This is a genomic window from Arthrobacter sp. NicSoilB4 (genome assembly GCF_019977335.1).
Taxonomy (GTDB): Bacteria; Actinomycetota; Actinomycetes; order Actinomycetales; family Micrococcaceae; genus Arthrobacter.
Window position 1 is genome coordinate 810072 of sequence record NZ_AP024653.1, and the last position, 19276, is coordinate 829347.

Consider the following 19276-nt stretch of genomic DNA (forward strand, 5'->3'; position numbering starts at 1 on the left):
GCGCCAACGCCGCCTCACTGACTAGGGAATAAGTGCTTCTTCGTCGGAAAGTTGCTGATCCTCTATCCGCGCGTCTCTGAACCTCGAGAACAGAAGCACGAGAGAGGCCAGGAGGAGGAAGGCGACGGCTGCCCAGAGCGCCATATCGGTGCCCGCGGCGATGGCTATGACACCGCCCAAGGGAGCTCCGATCACAATCATTCCCCGGTTCACCGAACGCCTCGTGGCACTCATGCGGGCTATCAGCCGGTCCGGCGTTACAGCCTGCTGGTAGCCCATTTCCAGTGGCCCTTCGACTCCCATGGCCAAGCCGAACAGCAGCTGGCCCAAACCGGCCAGGGCAAACGCAGCCCACAACTCGCCCGGCCACTGCAGCGGAGAATCATGAACCTCTCCAGCGTGGCCCCCGCCGGCCGCGAGGGGCGCCAGCGCCACCAACGCAACAGCAAAGGGTTGTGCCAGTCGCGCCGCGACCATGGCGTTGCCCGTACCCCGTCGGTGCCCCAGCCGGGTGGACAGTGTGGTGCCGACGACGGCGCCGATTCCGGAACACCCCAGCACCAAACCCAACCCCAAGGCACCCAGGTGAAGGTCATTCAGAATCACAGTCGGCAGGACGGTCCCGAGGATGGCGGAACCGATGAACCAGATGTGGGTACTCCAGGCCAAAGGCGCCAGTTGGGGATGGCCGTAGACCCACCGGAGACCCTCCGCGACCTTCTGATGAAGTCTTAACTTGCTGCGAACTGGCGCCTGACCGGATGGCCGTTCCAGGCTAAGGAGAACGGCTGCCGAGAAGAAATACGAGACGGCATCCACAAGAAGAGCCACGGGGGCGGTCACCACGGCCACCAGACCACCGGCTACGGCGCTTCCCGTGGTTTGGGCCACGGTATCGCTTTGCTGTAGCCGGGCGTTCGCCTGGGTCAGCAGGGATCTGGGGACCAATTGGGGGAGGAAGCTTTGATACGCGGCGTCACTGGTCAGCGCGAGGGTTCCGAAGGTGAACATCAGGACCATCAGCGTCGGAACTGAGAGGGTCCCCATCACTGCTGTCACGCATACGCCAGCGAGGATCAGGCCCCGACCCAGGTCTCCGCCGATGAGTACCGTGCGTCGGGGAAAGCGGTCAATCCAGACGCCGGCGACCAACCCGAACAGTAGATACGGAGTCCACCTGGCAGCGTTGATGAGGCCCTGGTCCAATGGTGTGCCGTTCATCGTCACCAGAATCAGGACAGACAATGCCAGGGTCGTAATATAGGTGCCGAAATCGGACACCGTCGAGGCCAGCCAGAACCGAACGAACGCTGGGTAGCGGCGAAGCTTCGGCTCCATGACCGCAGGCCCGTCGTCAACGACTCCCATGCTTTTCCCCAATCATCCTGTTGGCATTGAGCCTAGCGGTGACGAAAAGCACCGGTCGGGGAGCGGGCCGGAGCAAGCGCGGTGATCAAGCTCGCGTAGGTCTCCTCAATAGCTCCATGAGTGCTGTGGATGAGGATTGCGGATGGTCGCTTCCGAAGTCCGCTGACCAAGCCGTCGTACATGGACTCCAGCAGTTGCGGGCCGCCGCCCAGGTTCACGATTGCTTTGATCTGTTCGTGCCAGGGAACGTCCTGCCCTGCCCCTCGGTTTGCGAACCGTTCCACGGCGCGCTGTTTCGTATCCATGATGACAATCTCGTGAAAACCGCTGCCGGTATCCTCTGCGGCGGCGCGGAATCCTGCGATCTCTTCATCCGAGTCCAGGAACTGCGGCATGATGACGTCCCGCCCTGCGGCCAGGTGAGCGGCAGCCATGCTCACCGCCACGGGGCGGACTATTTCCCCTGTGGCCCGGAAATCGTCCTGCCACCCGCCGATCAGGCAGCGGACCTGATCGATGTCCAAATTCAACGTACCCGGGTGGCGGTCGACGAACATCCTGGCCAGAGTCGATTTCCCGATGCCGGGCGGCCCGTTTAAGAGAATCAGGTCAGCCATTACTGTTCCGGGCTTCGCGGCGCAGAGCCTGAAACTTCTGCTGTTATACGCATAGACGCCACCCTAGTGGTCGCCCAGGCCTCACCGGTGCTGCGCCCTTAGCCGATGCCCTTAAGCGGTCGGTCAATATCCCGGGCCACGGCGACAGCATGGGCCAACCAGTCCCAGTGCGCCGACACGCCACAATCCGCTGCGGCTACCGGCCCGGAGGCTCTATAGCGTGGACACGATGACGGAGAACCACGCATCAGACCTGTACGACGCGGTCAACAACTGGGGCCCCAGCGATGACTTTTTCCTGGGCTTCGCGACGACCGTTCCCGGCGCGCGCCTCCTTGACCTCGGCTGCGGGACCGGCGGACTAACAATCGCCGCCGCGAAAGCAGGGTGCATCGTTACCGGCGTTGACCCCGACCAGCCATCCCTCCAGGCAGCCCGCGCGAAGCCGGGTGCTGGCAGCGTCGCATGGATCGACGGCAACTCCCGTGCCATTCCGTCCACTGCGCTGTTCGACGTTGCCCTCATGACCTCCAACGTCGTTCAGGAGATTCTCGACGACGACGAGCTTGCCCGGTCACTCGCTGACATCGCCGCCCACCTTGTCCCGGGAGGTCGCCTGGCCTTCGATTCACGCGATCCCAACGCCCGCGGCTGGGAAGCCTGGACGAAGGAACGCACACACAAGATCGTCCATCTCCCGCAAGGCGCCAGCCAGCACTGGTACCAAACCACTCAGGTAGATGAACGGACCGGTTTGGTGGACTTTTGCGCGCACGAGATCAGTCCGGACGGGATCGAACGTGTCGAGTGCGGGCCTATCCGTTTCCGCTCAGAAGGACAGCTCCGCGCCATGCTGGACCACGCAGGACTCGCCGTCGATGACGTGTTCGGCGGGTATCACGGAGAACCGGTGGGACGCGGCATCGGCACCCTCACGTTCACCGCACACCGTCCGTAGCGATTCAGGGTATAGGCGGGCGGCACCCGAAATATTGTGAAGGCTACCGCGCCGGGATCGGGAAGAAGACGCGCGGATCCTGCAGCAGCGCCGGGTAATCGAAGTCCGAGCGGCTCAGGATCTCGTCCACCTTGAAGTTCCGTGCGAAGCGGCCCTCCACGGTGATCGGACGGCCCAGGACCTTGCCGACGGCGAAGGACGCGCCGCCGTCGAACGGGACGGCAATCGTTGAGTTGCCCGGAAGCGTGGTGAACGCATCTTCCTGGTGCTGGCGTTTGCGGGTGGGCTTCTTGACGAGCTGCTTCGGCGGGAGTTTGCGCACCTTGGGCCGGCGTGAACCGGAGTCGGCGTACACGAACTGGTATTCCTCTTCGCCCGCGGGGGCGGCTTTGGCCTTGCCCACTGGCGGCAGGCTGACGGTGTCCAGCTTGTCCGGCTCCGTGTCCCCGAGCGGCAGGCGGAGGACCCACATGCGGTCGCCGGAGGGATCCTCCGGCACCAGCTCATGCTTGGGCTCGGGCCAGACGTACTCCAGGTCAGGATCGGTACCGGGGAACACTTCCGTGTAGAACCGCGGGTCCTTGGCGATCAGCCGCGAGCGGTGGCTGAGGTGCACCTCGGGGGCGCCGAGCCACGGCGGCATCGGGATCTTCGCGGCATAGTCGGGGTGGGCCGCCTGGGGCGCGAACTCCATGATCTTCTCGCGGGTGGTGTCCTCGCCGCCTCGGGCGGTCCACTCGTCGACCATGGCCAGGCCGTAGAGAGTCAGTGCTGGAACGTACCCCATCCACATCCGGATGGCCGGGTGCGACTGCCAGCCGTACTCCGGGATCACCAGCGCACGCAGGGTCTGCAGCGCTTCGACGCGCTGCTTGCCGAGCCGTGCGCGGTCCAAAACCGCGGCGCTCTGCTGGAAATCGGGGAAGGGGAGAAAAGTCTGCATCTCTCCAGTTTGAGGCCACGGAGCCAATGCACCAATTGCGGGAGGCCGCGGGTGAGCGTGTTCACATTTCGGAATGGGACAGACAGGCCCCTCGGTTGACGCGTAAACTAGCACAAACCATCCCTGCGCCGCGGAAGGCACGCCAATGTCGACCAATTTAATCCTTGCACCTGCGGCGCCGCCTGCGCCTGGAAACCTGCCCAAGTACGGACGAATGTTGAGCCCTGAAGCACAGGGCATCCTGGTCCTGGAAGAGTTCACGATCGATCCTGCGGCGGCCCGCAAGGAGCAGCACGGCTTCCGGACGGCGCTGGCCTCCGTGGCGCTGACCATGCGGCGGCTGCTGGCGCTCCGGCTGTTCATCGCGGGCGTGGCCATCGCCAACCTTCCCCTGTTCCTGCTCTCCAGCGGCTGGGAGATCTACGTCATCTCCTTGACCCTCGTGGTGGCGGTCCACGCTGCAGTGTCGTGGTTGAACCGACATGAGCCGAAGATCAAGCAGCGGCGGATGCTGGAACTGCATCTCAACCGCGAGAAAAGCGACAACTACCGCAAGGTCCGCGACGCCGTGAAGTACGTCATCGACGCCCCGGCCCGCATGAACGAGAACCTCTATCTCGAACTCCTCGCAGCTAAGCGGGTGGCGCTGCATCTGGCCATGGGCACCGTTGCCCTGCTGGACACGAGCGACGACACCGCTTGGAAGGTGCGGATCGTCCGGGAGATTCCGCTGGCCGCCTAGGTCCGGGCAAGCACAGTCCGGACAGCAAGCAGCGCACCACCAGAACACAGCACGACGCCGGAGGGTCCCCCTGAGGGGACGCTCCGGCGTCGTGGTTTAAGCGCTTGCTGACATCAGCCAGCCGAGCAGAGCAGCCGGGCTGACTAGCCCGACAGGTCAGGCCGGCAGCTGCAGCACCTGGCCCGGGAACACCAGATCAGGATCGCTGATCGTGTTGGCGTTGGCGTCGGCCAGCAGTTGCCAGCCGCCGGCGATGTTGAGCTGCTCGGCGACCTTGCTCAGGGTGTCGCCGCTCTGGATGGTGTAAGTCTGGCCGCTCAGGGCGACAGCCGCCACGTGGCGCGGTGCCGTGGCTGCAACTTTGGGGGCGGCGGCCTTGGGAGCCGCGGTCCGGACCGGCGCCTTGGCCGGCGCCTTGGCCGGCGCCGGAACGGCAGCGGGAGCTAGGGACTTGGGCGTGCTTTGCGGAGCGATTGCGCCGCCGCTCAGGCCCAGTTTCGCGGCGCAGGCCGGCCACGCTCCCCAGCCTTGGCTGGCCTGGACCTTCTCGGCAACGGCGATCTGCTGTTCCCGGCTGGCGCTGGCCGCGGACCCCGATCCGCCATAAGCGGCCCAGGTGCCGGGGCTGAACTGCAGCCCGCCCGCATACCCATTGCCCGTGTTGATGCCCCAGTTGCCACCGCTTTCGCACTGGGCCAGGGAATCCCAGGCGGAGGCGGGGGCTGTTGCCGGGACGGCTGCGTTGGCGGCCGAGGCGGACAAAGCGACGCCGGCGATGGAGGCGGCCGCAAGAGTGACACCGCGGCGCGCGGCAGTGCTGTAGGTTGATTTTTTCATGGGATCGATGCTCCTGAGGGCCACCGGTGCTCGGTCCGTCCCCGGACGTTGTCGCACTACTGCCCGCCCCTGACAATAGAGGTCAGTACGGTGTCTACCGGTCGGGCAGTATCTGGTGGTGGCAGCACCGGGCATTCATGCCCGGTGTCCGGGCATGAACCCAAGGCTAAGACAGGGCCCCGCCGTTATCAAGAAGTTATTTTCCGCGGCACCCCGGGTAAAATCAGTCCGCGGCCTCCGGGGGCGCGCCCGCCTCAGCCGAGTACCGCGGCGAGGTACGGCGCCGTCCGGCTCTTCTTGGAACGCGCGACGGCGGCCGGCGTCCCCACCGCGATGATCTTGCCGCCGGCGTCGCCCCCGGCAGGGCCAAGGTCGATTACCCAGTCCGCTGCGGCCACCACGTCCATCTCGTGTTCCACCACAATCACGGTGTTTCCCGCGTCCACCAGCCGGTGCAGTTGCGCCATAAGTAGTTCGACGTCGGCCGGGTGCAGCCCTGTGGTGGGCTCATCCAGCAGGTACAGCGAATGGCCGCGTTGGGCGCGCTGCAGCTCGGTGGCGAGCTTGATGCGCTGGGCTTCGCCGCCGGAGAGCTCCGTGGCGGGCTGGCCGAGCCGGAGGTAGCCCAGGCCCACCTCGCGGAGGGTCTGCAGGCTGCGCGCGGCGGCGGGGACGGCGTCGAGGAACTCGGCGGCGGCGTTGACCGTCATGCCTAGGACCTCCGCCACGTTCTTGCCGCGGTAGGTGACCTCGAGGGTTTCAGGGTTGTAGCGCGAGCCGTGGCATTCCGGGCACGGGCCGTAGCTTCCCGGCAGGAACAACAGCTCGACGGCGACGAAGCCCTCGCCCTGGCAGATCTCGCAGCGGCCGCCCGCGACGTTGAAGGAGAAGCGGCCGGCACCGAAACCGCGGGACCGGGCCTCATCCGTGGCAGCGAATTCCTTGCGGACGGCGTCGAACAGTCCGGTGTACGTGGCGAGGTTGGAGCGCGGGGTGCGGCCGATCGGCTTTTGGTCCACCTTGACCAGACGGTCCAGCTGGTCCAGCCCGGCGACCGGACCCACGCTGACCGGGGCGGTGGGCAGCCCGGCGGACTCGGCGTCGGACGACTCCGGGTCATCGGTGGCTTTCGCCGCGGTGCCGGATTCCGGATGCAGCCGGGCGCCCACCACCTCCGCGAGGACTTGGCTGACCAGGGTCGATTTGCCGGAACCGGAGACGCCGGTGACCGCAGTCAGGACTCCGAGCGGGAAGTCGGCGTCGAGCTCCCGCAGGTTGTGGCGGGAGATGTCGCGCAGCTCCAGCCAGCCGGCAGCTTCCCGGCGGTTACCGGCCGCCGATGAACCGGCCGCGTCGCGGCGGCGACCGCTGCCGCCGTCGTCGTCCGCTGCAGCCGCGTCCGGACCTGACCCGTTCGGGAACAGGAACGGCCGGGTCACGGACGCGTCCACGTCGGCGAGCCCGGCGACGGGGCCGCTGTAGAGCACCTCGCCGCCGCCCTCGCCGGCGTGCGGGCCGACGTCCACCAGCCAGTCGGCGCGGCGGACGATGTCCATGTTGTGCTCCACCACGAACACCGAGTTCCCGGAGGACTTGAGCTGGTCCAGGACCGCGAGGAGGGGCTCGGCGTCGGCCGGATGGAGGCCGGCGGAGGGCTCGTCCAGCACGTAGATCACGCCGAACAGGCCGGAGCGCAGCTGGGTGGCGATCCGCAGCCGCTGCATCTCGCCCGGGGAGAGGGTGGGGGTGGACCGGCCCAGCGCGAGGTAACCCAGGCCGAGGTCCAGCAGCACGGTGACGCGCTGGAGCAGGTCGCGTGTGATGGCGACGGCCACCTCGTTGCCCTCGCCGGAGCTCTGTTTGCGCGAGGCGGTCCCCGCGGCGGCCAGTTCGGTGGTGGGGCGGATGATCTCGGCCAGTTCGCTCATGGGCACGGCGTTGAGCTCCGCGATGGTCCTGCCGGCGAACGTCACGGCCAGCGCCGCGGGGGTCAGGCCGCTGCCGCCGCAGACGGGGCAGGGGCCGGTTTCCATGAACCGCAGCACGCGGTCGCGCATGGCGGTGCTCTTGGAATCGGCGAGGGTGTGCAGCACGTAGCTCTTGGCGCTCCAGAAGCGGCCCTTGTACGGCTTGGCGACCCGGTCGCGCTGGGGTGTCACCTCGACGACGGGCTGCTCCTCGGTGAAGAGAATCCAGTCGCGGTCCTTTTTGGGCAGCTTCCGCCAGGGGGTGTCGACGTCGTGACCCAGATGGGTGAGGATGTCGCGCAGGTTCTTGCCCTGCCATGCGCCGGGCCACGCAGCGATGGCGCCGTCGCGGATACTCAGCGAGGTGTCCGGGACCAGGGAGGACTCGGTGACAGTGTGCGCGATGCCCAGGCCGTGGCACTCCGGGCACGCCCCGGCGGCGGTGTTGGGGGAGAACGAGTCCGAATCGAGCGGGGTGGCGCCGTCGGGGTAGCTGCCGGCGCGGGAGAAGAGCATACGCAGCGAATTGGAGAGCGTGGTGACCGTACCAACCGTCGAGCGGGAACTGGGGGTCCCGCGGCGCTGTTGGAGCGCGACGGCGGGCGGCAGCCCCGTGATCATTTCCACCTTGGGGTTGTGGCCCTGCTGGATCAGCCGCCGGGCATAGGGCGCCACGGACTCGAAGTAGCGCCGCTGGGCCTCGGCGTAGATCGTGCCGAAGGCCAGCGAGGACTTCCCGGAACCGGAAACCCCGGTGAACGCGACGATCGCGTCGCGGGGCACGTCCACGTCCACGTTCCGCAGGTTGTTCTCCCTGGCTCCGCGCACGCGGACAAAGCCGTCCGTGGGGTGGCTGGCGTCCAGCCCCGGGATGGCCGGGCCGGCGGATTCGGAAGCATGCTGATCAATGTGCATCCAATTGACTCTATCCGGGTCTGCCGCGCGCGGGCATATCCTTACCGAATGGAAACTAACGACGGCGCCGCTGCCACCGAGGGCACTGCGCAGGACAGCCCAGCACCAGCCACCCCCGAGGTTCCCGAATTCGCCGAGGTCCCTGAGGAGGTGCACGGCCCGCTGCCCGTCGCAGAGCTCCACCTCCACATCGAGGGCACCCTCGAGCCCGAGCTGATCTTCGCGCTCGCCGAACGCAACGGCATCCGGCTGCCGTACGCGGATCTGGACGAGCTGCGCTCGCGGTATGAGTTCACTGACCTGCAGTCGTTCCTTGACCTGTACTACGCCAACATGGCGGTGCTGCAGACCGAACAGGACTTCGCGGACATGACACGGGCGTACCTGTCACGGGCCGCGCTCGCCGGGGTGCGGCATGCCGAGATCATGCTGGTCCCGCAGGCGCACCTCTCACGCGGGGTGTCGCTGGAAACGTGTGTCAACGGCGTGGCGTCGGTGCTGGCCACGTCGCGTGAGGAGTTCGGGATCTCGACGCTCCTGATTGCGGCGTTCATGCGTGACTTGTCCGAGGAAGCCGCACTTAAGGTACTGGAGCAGCTGCTCGCCACGGGCGCACCGATTGCCGGGATTGGCCTGGAGTCGGCAGAGGTGGGCAACCCGCCGGCCAAGTTCGAGCGGCTCTTCGCCCGGGCCAAGGCCGCCGGGCTGCACCGGATCGCGCACGCCGGCGAGGAGGGCCCGCCGTCGTACATCATCGACGCGCTGGACCTGCTGGAGGTGGAGCGGATCGACCACGGCATCCGCTGCATGGAGGACCCCGAGCTCGTGGAACGGCTGGTGCACGAACTCATGCCGCTGACCGTGTGCCCGCTGTCCAACGTCCGGCTCCGGGCCGTGGACACCCTGAAGGAGCACCCGCTGCCGGCGATGCTCGCGGCCGGGCTGAACGTGAGCGTGAACTCGGACGATCCGGCGTACTTCGGCGGGTACGTGGACGACAACTTCGCGCAGCTCAAATCGGTGATCGGCCTGTCCGAGTTCGACTGCGTGCGGATGGCGGCCAACTCGATCCGCTCGTCCTTCGCCAGCGAGGAACGCAAGACGGAGCTGCTGGCCGAACTGGCCGCCTCCGGGCACTAAGAACAGGCAACGCGGGGTCACTTCCGGCCCATCCCGGGGCATCCCATGGGCCGGAAGTGACCCCGCGTTGGTTGTCCGCTGGGGCCGGCTTAGACGTCGATCGAGTCCATCTGCGGGTACCGCTCACCGGCTGCCGCCCCGGCCGGAGCGAGTTCGTCCAGGCGGATCAGGTCCTCGGCGGAGAGCTCGACGTCGGCGGCGCCCAGGTTCTCCCGCAGGCGGTCGTGCTTCCTGGTGCCGGGGATGGGCACGATGTGCTCGCCCTGGGCCAGCAGCCACGCCAGTGCCAGCTGCGCCGGGGTGCAGCCTTTCGCGTCCGCCAACTCCTTGACCCGATCCACGAGGTGCAGGTTTCGGTCAAAGTTCTCGCCCTGGAATCGAGGGGAGTACCGGCGGAAATCGTCCGCCGCAAAGTCATCGGGGCTGCGGAACTGGCCGGTCAGGAAGCCCCGGCCCAGCGGGCTGTAGGGGACGAACCCGATGCCCAGCTCTGCCAGGACCGGGAAGACCTTGGTTTCCGGCTCGCGTTCCCACAGCGAGTATTCGGTCTGCAGAGCGGCGATGGGGTGCACCGCATGGGCCCGGCGTACTGTGTCGGCGCTGGCCTCGGACAGGCCGAGGTGCCGGACCTTGCCGGCTTGGACCAGCTGAGCCATGGCCCCGACGGTTTCCTCGATCGGGACGTTCTTATCCACCCGGTGCTGGTAGTACAGGTCGATGTGGTCCACGCCCATCCGCTGCAGGCTTGCGTCGCAAGCGGCGCGTACGTAGTCGGGGGAGCCGTTGATGCCCACCCAGGATCCGTCGGCCCGGCGTTCGTTGCCGAATTTGGTGGCCAGGACGACGTCGTCGCGCCGGCCGGCGATGGCCCGGCCGACGAGCTCTTCGTTGGTGAACGGGCCGTACATGTCAGCTGTGTCGAGCAGGGTTCCGCCGGCGTCGAGGAAGGCCTGGATGGTGGCGACGGATTCGCTGTCCTCCCCGTGGCCGTAGAACTCGCTCATGCCCATGCAGCCCAGACCCAGGGCGGAGACGGTGAGTGAACCGAGCGTGCGGGTTTCCATAGATATCTCCTCGATCAGAACGGTGGGAGCGGCCTCCGGCGCGTGTCCGTGCACCGGGGCGGCACGAAGGTGGCCGATGGCCACTCTAGGCCTCTCGGTCCGGGCGCACAACCGACCCGTGTCTGCTCAGCCCCGCCTGCGCGTTGCTGTTTCCGGGTCACCCTCGGCGGAGGATGTACCGGGCGCCCCCGCCCGGCAAAGTGCAGGTATGACCGAGACCCGACAGTCGCGGACGGGCTGGCTGCGCCAACTGATGCCAGGCGTCGACGTCGCCGCGTCGTACCAGGGGAGCTGGTTCGGCAAGGACATCGTCGCCGGAATTGTCCTGGCGACGCTGCTGGTTCCCCAGGGCATGGCCTACGCGGAGCTGGCGGGGCTGCCTCCGATCACCGGGTTGTACACCACCGTCCTGTGCCTGTTCGCCTACGCGATCTTCGGCCCGTCCCGCATCCTGGTGCTGGGGCCGGACTCCTCGCTGGGCCCGATGATCGCGGCGACCGTCCTGCCGCTCGTCGCGTCCGACGGCGATCCGCAGAAGGCCGTGGTCCTCGCGTCGATGCTCGCGCTTATGGTCGGCGTGATCATGGTCCTCGCCTCCGTCGCGAAGCTCGGCTTCATCGCGGACCTCATCTCCAAACCCACGATGATCGGGTACATGAACGGTCTCGCGGTCACCATCCTGGTCGGCCAGCTCCCGAAGCTCTTCGGTTTTTCGGTGAGCGCGGATAACTTCATCGGGGATCTCGTGGGGTTCATCCAGGGGCTGGCCAGCGGCGAGGCGGTACTGGCCGCGGCCGCCGTCGGCATCTCCGGAATTGTGCTGATCCTTGCGCTGCAGCGGTGGCTGCCCAAGGTCCCGTCGGTGCTGGTCATGGTGGTGCTCGCGATCGGGGCGGCGACGCTCTTCGGCCTCGCCGAGCGGGGCGTATCACTGGTCGGGGAGCTCCCGCAGGGCTTCCCGCCGTTCACCATCCCCTACCTGGAGTTCTCGGACATTGCCCTGATGTTCGCCGGCGCCCTCGGCATCGCGCTGGTGTCCCTGACGGACACGATCTCGACGGCGTCGGCGTTCGCCGCGCGATCCGGCGACGAGATCCGTGGCAACCAGGAAATGATCGGCATCGGTGCGGCGAACCTCGCCGCGGGCCTGTTCCAGGGTTTCCCGGTGAGCACCAGCGGCTCCCGGACCGCCGTGGCGGAACGCTCCGGCTCGAAGACCCAGCTCACGGGCGTGACGGGCGCCGTGCTGATCATCCTGATGCTGGTGCTGCTGCCGGGGCTGTTTCGGAACCTGCCGCAGCCGGCCCTGGCGGCCATTGTGATCACCGCATCAATATCCCTCGCCGATATCCCCGGCACGATGCGCCTCTGGCACCAGCGCAAGACCGAGTTCAATCTTTCGATCGCGGCGTTCCTTGGGGTGACGCTGCTGGGGGTCCTGCCCGGCATCGGCATTGCGGTGGGGCTGTCCATCCTCAACATCTTTCGCAGGGCGTGGTGGCCCTACGAGACGGTGATCGGCCGGGTGCCCGGCGTCGAGGGGTTCCATGACGTGCACTTCCACCCGGACGCTAAGCACCTGCCCGGCCTGGTGATCTACCGGTTCGACGCGCCGCTGTTCTTCGCCAACGTCCGGCCGTTCCGCGAAAATATCCGGCGGCTGGCACGGACCGAACCCAAGCCGCGGTGGATCGTCATCGCGGCCGAGCCCATCACGGACGTGGACACCACCGCCTCGGACGTGTTGCTTGAGCTGGACGAGGAGCTGAACGCGCAGGGCACGTCGCTGGTGTTCGCGGAGCTCAAGCACGGCGTCCGGACAAAGATCGAGCGCTACGAACTGACCCGCCAGATCGATCCCCGCCACTTCTACCGCACGATCGACGCGGCGGTGGCCGCCTACATGGCCGAGACCGGCGCCGACTGGAGCGCCGAGGACTAGCCGCACCCGACGTCGGGGTGCGCCAGGGGCGCCGCACCGGCGGCATCCCAGAGCCGCCTGCAAGGAGGGCCTGCGGCAGGGCGGGGACGCCCTGGCGAAAAGCTACTCGCGAGTACCCCTGCCTTCGGCCCCTCGCCCCCACCGCGATGGGGTGTAATAGTGGGTCACGACACACAGAGTTAACTGTTTCTACTCGCGGAAACGCATCCATTCTTGGCAAAATGCAGGTGGATCAATTGCTTCTAGAGGAGACCCATGGGCGCGAACACTGCCGAAAACACCAACCGACGACTGAAGGCCGTGCTGGACGTTCTGACCGAGGGGGTGTGGACGGATGAGAAGCTGAACGCCGGAGCGGTGCTGGGCGAGGCCATCACCCGCGTTCCGCTCAACGAGTTCGAGCGTGAGCTGCTGAGCGGCGGAATTCCCCGCGGCCACAAGACGCTGACCACCGCCACGGCGAAGCTGGTCAAGGCAGGCTGGCTGGTGAAGGGCCGTGCGGGCTGGACCATCACGGAGGACGGCCAGCGCGCCACGGTGGCGTTCGCAGACCCTGCCGCTTTCGCCGCAGCGCTCGACGCCGGAACGCCCGTTCCCGCCGACACCCCGTTGCCGTCGGCGCCCGCCGGGAAGCCGGCAACTAAGGCGGCGCCGAAGGCCGCCAAGGTTGCCGAGAAGGTCGCCGGCAAGGCTGCCAAGCTGGTCGAAGAGGCTGTGGCTCCGGTCGCCAAGGCGGTCCGTAAGCGCAAGCCAGCTAGCGCCCCGGCTGCTGCGGCATCCGCCGAGGCTACAGCTGCTGCGGCGCCGGCCGTCAGCGTCGAGGCCATCGACCAGCCGGAAGCAGTGGCCGTGGCAGGCGACTTCAACGTCCTGTTGGGCGCACCGGCCAACTGGGCCCCGCAGTACGACGAATCCCAGATGGAACTGGACCAGGTCGATCAGCTCTGGAAGATCGCGGCAGACCTCCCGGCCGGAAACTACAGCTTCAAGATCGCGCTGAACCGCTCCTGGGACGAGAACTTCGGTGCCTTTGGCGCGTTCGACGGCGCCAACCACGAGGTGCACCACTCCGGCGGCCAGCTGGTTATCCACTACGACCACCGGACCCGCGACATCGTCTTCGCGTAGCCGCCGACGCGCGTTCTTCCCGCCGACGGTCAAAAGACCCCTCGACACCCGAATACGGGTGGCGAGGGGTCTTCTGCGTAGCGCGGGCAGGATGGAGCGTCGCGGGCGGGATGGCGTGTCGCTAGAACCGTGTCGGGTCCGGCCTCGGCGGGACCGGGCCGGGGTCGGGAATCGGCAGCGGGCCAGGCGTGGGAAACGGGCCGGGGGTTGGTGCGGGGCCAGGTTCCGGGATCGGCGGCGGGGGAGTGACCGGACCAGGCTCCGGCGGGAACGGGTCCCCCGGCTGCGGCTCGGGCGTGGTGGGCCCGGGTTCCGGCGGAAACGGCTCCGGTTCGTGTGGCGGTGGAATGGTCATGCCAGGCTCCCTCACTCTTGATGGATGGTTCGTGTTGCGCCGGACTGGCCCTGCCGGCCTTTACCGGTCCGGCCGCGCCGCTCCGGCGCGGAAGACCTTCAGCTCCCAGGGCCGCAGGTGCAGCCGGGGCACCGCGGCGTCGGCAGGGTAGTTGCCCAAAACCAGTTCCGCGCTGCCCCAGGCGAGCGGCACATCGGCGTCGTCGAGCGTTACGTCCTGGTCCTGGCCGGAGAAGTTGCCCAGCACCAGCAGCCGGGTGTCCGGGAGCGAGCGGACGAAGGCGTAGACGTGCTCGTCGCGCGGCAGCAGCATCGTGAAGTCCCCGTGCGACACCACCGGTTCACTGTGCCTCAAAGCGATCACTGACCGGTAGAAGCTGTAGACCGAGTCCGGGTCGTCCACCTGCGCGGCGGCGTTGATGTGGTTGGCGTTCGGGTTGACCGCAATCCAGGGCGAACCCGTGGTGAAACCCGCGTGCCGCGAGGCGTCCCATTGGACCGGCGTGCGCGCGTTGTCGCGGTTCAGCGGCGCCAGCGCGGCGAGGACCTCGGCGTCGGTGTGGCCCAGGTGGGTGGTGGCTTCGCGGTGGTGGTTGAGGACCTCGATGTCGCGGTAGTCGCTGATCGCACCGAAGGTCATGTTGGTCATGCCCAGTTCTTCGCCCTGGTAGACGTAGGGCGTGCCGCGGTGCAGGTGCAGGATACCGGCGAGCATCTTCGCGGAGAGCTCACGGTACGGCCCGTCGTCGCCGAAGCGCGACACCGCCCGGGCCTGGTCGTGGTTGCCCCAGTAGAGGCTGTTCCAGCCGCGCTCCGCCAGGCCGGTCTGCCAGTGTCCCAGGGTCGCCTTGAGGTCCGTGAGCTTCAGCTTCTTGGGCCGCCATTTGTTGCCGTCCTCCTGGTCCAGGGCCACGTGCTCGAACTGGAACACCATGTCCACCTCCGCCCGTGCCGGGTCGGTGAACAGGATGGCCTCGTCCACGGTGACGCCGGGCATTTCGCCGACGGTGAGCAGCGGACCCGTCCGCCCGGCGAAGACCTCCCGGTGCATTTCCTGCAGGAACTCATGGATCCGCGGGCCGCCGATGTAGAACGGGGTCCCGTCGCCGTAAAGCATCCCGGCGGCGATCGGGCCGTCCGGCAGGGCGGTGTCCTTGGAGATGAAATTGATGACGTCCATCCGGAAGCCGTCCACGCCGCGGTCCAGCCACCAGTTCATCATCTCGTAGACCGCGGCCCTGACCTGCGGGTTTTCCCAGTTCAGGTCCGGCTGCTTCCGGGAGAAGATGTGGAGGTAGTACTCGCCGGTGGCCTGGTCGAACTCCCACGCCGGGCCGGAGAACGCCGAACCCCAGTTGTTCGGCGCCGTGTTCTTCGGCGCAACGCCCGGGCCGTCGGCGGATCCGTCCGCGGCCTCGCGCGGCGGCCGCCACCAGTACCAGTCCCGCTTGGGGTTGTCCTTGGAGGACCTTGACTCGATGAACCAGGGGTGCTCGTCCGAGGTGTGGTTGACCACCAGGTCCATGACCAGCTTCATGCCCCTGGCGTGCAGCCCGTCCGTCAGTTCCCTCAGCTCCTCGAGGGTCCCGAAAAGCGGGTCGACATTGCGGTAGTCGCTGATGTCGTAGCCGTTGTCGTCCTGCGGGGAGGTGTAGATCGGGGACAGCCAGACGACGTCGACGCCGAGCCCGTGCAGGTAGTCCAGCTTGCTGATGATGCCGCGCAGGTCCCCGATGCCGTCCCCGTTGGAATCCGCGAAGCTACGCGGATAGATCTGATAGACGACGGCGCTCTGGAACCAGTCGCGGCCAGGAGCCCTAACGGATTCTTCAGTGGGCTGTTCTACCGTCATCCGAACTCCTCAGCTGGTCCAGCAGGCTCGGTGGCCAGCGCCGACGCTGACTCACCAACGTCTGATTATTGAACAGTTACCGCAGGCAGGGAAGACCCCGCTGGCGGGTCAGTTCTGCGCGGCGATGCTCTTGTCCCGGTCCTCGTACACTTCCTCGCTGGGGCCGGTGAACGCCTTGGAGCGCTGGATCGCCTCGATCGATCCGGTGAACAGCTGGGAGTCGTGCGGATCGGACGGGTGCCGGCTGGGCTGGTCCGCGGCGGAGACCTTGCCGGGCCGCTTGGCGGGGTTTGAACCGGGTGTGTCGGACGAGGTGCCGGACGTCCCGGCACCGAGTGAAACAGCACCGAGCGATTCGAGCCGGACGTGGGGGAGCGCCGTCGGGTGTTCCTGCTGCAGGAACAGCACGAGTTCCTCGCGGATCAGGCAGCGCAGGTCAAAGAGCTGGGCGCTGTCCGCGGCGCTGACCAGGATGCGGACCCGGACGAAGCCGGCGGTCGCGTCGGTGATCTGCAGGATGCCCACCCGCTCGTCCCAGAGGTCGGTTGTGGCCAGGACCTTCTTGAGCTCGGCGCGCATGTCCTCGACCGGGGCGCGCCAGTCGAGGTCGAACTCCACCGTGCCCATGACCTCGGACTGCCGCCGGGTCCAGTTCTCGAACGGGGTGGTGGTGAAGTAGGTGGAGGGCAGGATCAGCCGGCGGTCGTCCCAGATGTGGACCACGACGTAGGTCAGGGTGATCTCCTCGATCCGGCCCCATTCCTTCTGCACCACCACCACGTCGTCCACCCGGATGGCGTCCGTGAAGGCAAGCTGGATGCCGGCGAAGACGTTCACCAGTGAGGTCTGTGCTGCGAGGCCGGCCACGATCGAGATCACACCGGCGGAGGCCAGCAGCCCCGCGCCGAGGGCCTGGATCGCGGGGAACGTGAGCATCGCGATGCCGAGGGCCACAATGACGATCAGGGCCACCCCGATCCGCCGGGCCAGGATCACCTGCGTGCGCAGCCTGCGGGCACGGCGGTTGTCCGCCACGTCCACCCGGTAGCGGGTGAGCACCATGGTCTCGATGATGAGGAGCACGGCGATGGCCAGCCAGGCAATGGACCCGATGAGCGCGATCTGCAGCGCGTGGTCCACGTTGCGGCGCCATTCGGCATCCTCCGTCGTCAGGCCCAGGGCGATCCGGACGCCGATCAGGCAGAGCGCGAAACGCAACGGCAGGCGGGCCACCCGGGAGGTCTCGCGCAGGGCGGGCTGATTGCGGTTGAACCGGAGCACAATCCGGCGCAGCAGCCAGGAGGCGAGGAGCCCGGCGGCGACGGCGAGGGCCACGGCGAGGATGGGGGCCAGAAAGGGCATGGCGGGATCGAGGACATCTTGCATTACTTAAGCTCTAGCAAGCTTCCGCGGCCAATTGAAATTGGCGGGATGTCAACGTGGGAAGCATCACGGCCGGCGATACTAGGGCCGCCGGACGCGCGCAGTCGCAATGACCAAGGGTCCAAAGGCCCTAGTTTCCCCGCGGGAAGCACCGAGAATGGACCAATCACTGAATATTCCCAGGGGGAGGGTGTCATGCGCCCAGCCGCATCGTTGGCCACTGTCATTTCCGCGTTCTGCGCGGCGGCGCTGCTCGCAGGGTGCGGGTCACCGGCGCCGGCCCCCGCCACGGGCTCCCCGCCCGCCACATCCTCATCTGGCACGGCCACAGCGTCGCCGGGCACCGCCACCTCGCCCGCGGCAACGGTCCCGGCGGGCTGGAAGACGTTTACGACGTCGGACGGCACGCTCGCGTTCGACTACCCGGAGTCGTGGACTATCAAGGACCCGGCCGATGAACCGGCTGAGGGCGGTATTGCTGTAGGTCTGGTGAGTGACTACGGCAAGACAATGGCTACCCTGCGGACCAACGTGGCCACCGGTTCCGAATGCACGGCGAAGTTCCCCTTCATGGTGTACGACACCGAGCCCGTCCCGGCGCTGGCCCAGAGCGGAGTCACGCCGCGGTTCGTCTACGAGGGCCGGACCGGCCCCGAGACTGGTGACCCGGCGGGGTCCCTCAGCCTGGCCTACGGCATCACCTCCGGACCGGAGCCCACCGGCGACACCGCCTGCCCGATTTCCCAGGTCTTCACCTGGCCGCCCAGCGGCGCCATGTTCGGCGGTGTCTACGACCCCTTCGACACCACCCCGGGCGGTCCTCCGAACGTCGACACCCCCGAGGTGTACATGGACACCACCGAGTACAAAAACGTCAAGCAGGCCATCACTTCACTGCGGCCGGCCGGAAAGTAGCCACGTGAGGAAACCGGCGCGAGCACCCGGCACTGCCCTGGACGCCAAGGTGCGCGCCACGGCCGGCGCCTTGGGGCTGGTCCTGCTGCTCGCGTCATGCGGTTTGCTGCCGGCCCCGCCGGGCGGGACCTCGGCCCCGGGCCAGACCCAAGGCGGCGCCACCTCGCCGGCCAGCCCGACGCCGTCCGGGTCGCCGTCCGAGGCCACGCCGTCGTCGGGCTGGAAGACGTTCACAACGACGGACGGTGCTCTCGCGTTCGACTACCCCGCGGGCTGGACGGTCAAGGATCCCGGCGGGGCGCTCGGCGGAGATTTCGTGGACGTGTTCAACGCCGAGGGGAAATCGATTGCCGGTTTGCGGACCAACATTGTGACCGGTGCGGAGTGCGTCGGCAAGAGTCCGTATCAGGTCTACGATTCCGCGCCGATGGTTGCGCTCGCCGAGGGCGGGGGAGGCGACGGCGGGGTGCCCCGCTACGTGTTCGAGTCCCGCGGGGACGACCCTGACGCGGTGGCCACGCGGTCCACCATCGCGGCCTACGGCATCACGATGGTCCCCGAAGAGTCCGGCGACCTGGCGTGCCCGATGTTCCACCTTTTCCTGTGGCCGCCGAGCGGCGCGTTCTTTGGCGGGACGTACAACCCGGAGAACAACGCGACGCCCGGGGACCCCGCGCTGCCGTATCTGGAGAAGGCCAGGCTGTACGCGGCCACCCCCGAGTACCAGGACATCCGAAAGATGATCACGTCCCTGCGGCCGGGAAGGAGCTCAACGGCTTCGCCCGGGACCCCGACCGGGACCTCGACCGGAAAGTAGCCGGAAATCCCGTTAGCGGCACGACGTCGGCGGGGACTCGCCGGCGGGGCGATCACGTGCTGGGGAGCGGTGATGATCAGGGCATCGGCGTCAGCGGCGCGGCGTTCAGCGGCATCAGCACGCCCAGGAAGATGCCGGACTCCTGGGCGGTGGGCTCGTTGATACCGAGTACGGCCCCGATGGTGGTTGTCTTGCCGGAACCGTTGCTGCCGAGGAACCCGAAGGCCGCCCGGCGTGCACGTCAAAGGACAGGTCACGGACAACGGTGGTGTCGCCGAAGTCCCTTCGGCAGCCGCTGATGTGGCCCGTGCCTCGTCCACAGCGCCCTCGATTA

At 67.5% G+C, this 19276-nt stretch carries 15 protein-coding genes and 1 pseudogene; 7 read left to right on the plus strand and 9 right to left on the minus strand.

The features are described 5' to 3' along the window. Window positions 1-21: 21 nt before the first annotated feature. A complete protein-coding gene (locus LDO13_RS03805; protein WP_224048736.1) occupies window positions 22-1368 on the minus strand; it encodes an MFS transporter in 1347 nt (448 codons plus the stop codon). Window positions 1369-1400: 32 nt separating this feature from the next. After that, window positions 1401-1985 (minus strand): AAA family ATPase, encoded by a 585-nt coding sequence (locus LDO13_RS03810; RefSeq protein ID WP_224048737.1) that lies wholly within the window; start codon window positions 1983-1985, stop codon window positions 1401-1403. A 229-nt stretch (window positions 1986-2214) separates the two neighbouring features. Here LDO13_RS03810 and LDO13_RS03815 point away from each other — a divergent pair, with 229 nt between their 5' ends. Next, complete coding sequence (locus LDO13_RS03815; protein WP_224048738.1) at window positions 2215-2943, plus strand: class I SAM-dependent methyltransferase; 729 nt, start codon at window positions 2215-2217, stop codon at window positions 2941-2943. 43 nt (window positions 2944-2986) lie between these two features. Here the strand turns inward: LDO13_RS03815 and LDO13_RS03820 are convergent, their stop codons facing one another. Beyond that, window positions 2987-3886 (minus strand): MSMEG_6728 family protein, encoded by a 900-nt coding sequence (locus LDO13_RS03820; RefSeq protein ID WP_224048739.1) that lies wholly within the window; start codon window positions 3884-3886, stop codon window positions 2987-2989. A gap of 214 nt (window positions 3887-4100) precedes the next feature. Here LDO13_RS03820 and LDO13_RS03825 point away from each other — a divergent pair, with 214 nt between their 5' ends. Beyond that, entirely contained in the window at window positions 4101-4628 is a 528-nt protein-coding gene (locus LDO13_RS03825; protein ID WP_224048740.1) for a hypothetical protein, read from the plus strand. 156 nt (window positions 4629-4784) lie between these two features. On the opposite strand, the gene LDO13_RS03830 is transcribed toward LDO13_RS03825, so the two are convergent. Together LDO13_RS03830 and LDO13_RS03835 are read right to left on the minus strand one after the other, a co-directional pair. Next, a complete protein-coding gene (locus LDO13_RS03830; protein ID WP_224048741.1) occupies window positions 4785-5465 on the minus strand; it encodes a transglycosylase family protein in 681 nt (226 codons plus the stop codon). A gap of 254 nt (window positions 5466-5719) precedes the next feature. Then, on the minus strand, window positions 5720-8347 hold the full coding sequence (locus tag LDO13_RS03835) for an excinuclease ABC subunit UvrA (RefSeq protein WP_224048742.1): 2628 nt from the start codon (window positions 8345-8347) through the stop codon (window positions 5720-5722). 48 nt (window positions 8348-8395) lie between these two features. Between LDO13_RS03835 and LDO13_RS03840 the strand changes: the two genes are divergently transcribed. Next, complete coding sequence (locus tag LDO13_RS03840; protein ID WP_224048743.1) at window positions 8396-9487, plus strand: adenosine deaminase; 1092 nt, start codon at window positions 8396-8398, stop codon at window positions 9485-9487. 89 nt (window positions 9488-9576) lie between these two features. On the opposite strand, the gene LDO13_RS03845 is transcribed toward LDO13_RS03840, so the two are convergent. After that, the gene (locus LDO13_RS03845; protein ID WP_224048744.1) at window positions 9577-10551 is read right to left on the minus strand and encodes an aldo/keto reductase; all 975 of its coding nucleotides are present in this window, start codon (window positions 10549-10551) and stop codon (window positions 9577-9579) included. Window positions 10552-10759: 208 nt separating this feature from the next. Here LDO13_RS03845 and sulP point away from each other — a divergent pair, with 208 nt between their 5' ends. Next, window positions 10760-12493 carry a sulfate permease gene (gene sulP / locus LDO13_RS03850; protein ID WP_224048745.1) on the plus strand — a complete coding sequence of 578 codons (1734 nt, stop codon included), beginning with the start codon at window positions 10760-10762 and terminating at the stop codon, window positions 12491-12493. A 255-nt stretch (window positions 12494-12748) separates the two neighbouring features. Beyond that, entirely contained in the window at window positions 12749-13621 is an 873-nt protein-coding gene (locus tag LDO13_RS03855) for a glycosidase (RefSeq protein ID WP_224048746.1), read from the plus strand. Between the two features lie 415 nt (window positions 13622-14036). Here the strand turns inward: LDO13_RS03855 and LDO13_RS03860 are convergent, their stop codons facing one another. Continuing rightward, window positions 14037-15827, minus strand: a complete 1791-nt coding sequence (locus tag LDO13_RS03860; RefSeq protein WP_224048747.1) for an alpha-glucosidase — start codon at window positions 15825-15827, stop codon at window positions 14037-14039. Window positions 15828-15935: 108 nt separating this feature from the next. Then, window positions 15936-17213 (minus strand): mechanosensitive ion channel domain-containing protein, encoded by a 1278-nt coding sequence (locus LDO13_RS03865; RefSeq protein ID WP_224048748.1) that lies wholly within the window; start codon window positions 17211-17213, stop codon window positions 15936-15938. A gap of 192 nt (window positions 17214-17405) precedes the next feature. On the opposite strand from LDO13_RS03865, the gene LDO13_RS03870 reads away from it, so the two are divergent. Both LDO13_RS03870 and LDO13_RS03875 read left to right on the plus strand, forming a co-directional pair. Then, a complete protein-coding gene (locus LDO13_RS03870; protein ID WP_224048749.1) occupies window positions 17406-18125 on the plus strand; it encodes a hypothetical protein in 720 nt (239 codons plus the stop codon). Window positions 18126-18129: 4 nt separating this feature from the next. Further along, window positions 18130-18942 (plus strand): hypothetical protein, encoded by an 813-nt coding sequence (locus LDO13_RS03875; RefSeq protein ID WP_224048750.1) that lies wholly within the window; start codon window positions 18130-18132, stop codon window positions 18940-18942. 145 nt (window positions 18943-19087) lie between these two features. On the opposite strand, the pseudogene LDO13_RS03880 reads toward LDO13_RS03875, so the two are convergent. Next, a pseudogene (locus LDO13_RS03880) lies at window positions 19088-19242 on the minus strand (ATP-binding cassette domain-containing protein); the annotation flags it as partial. Window positions 19243-19276: the final 34 nt, after the last annotated feature.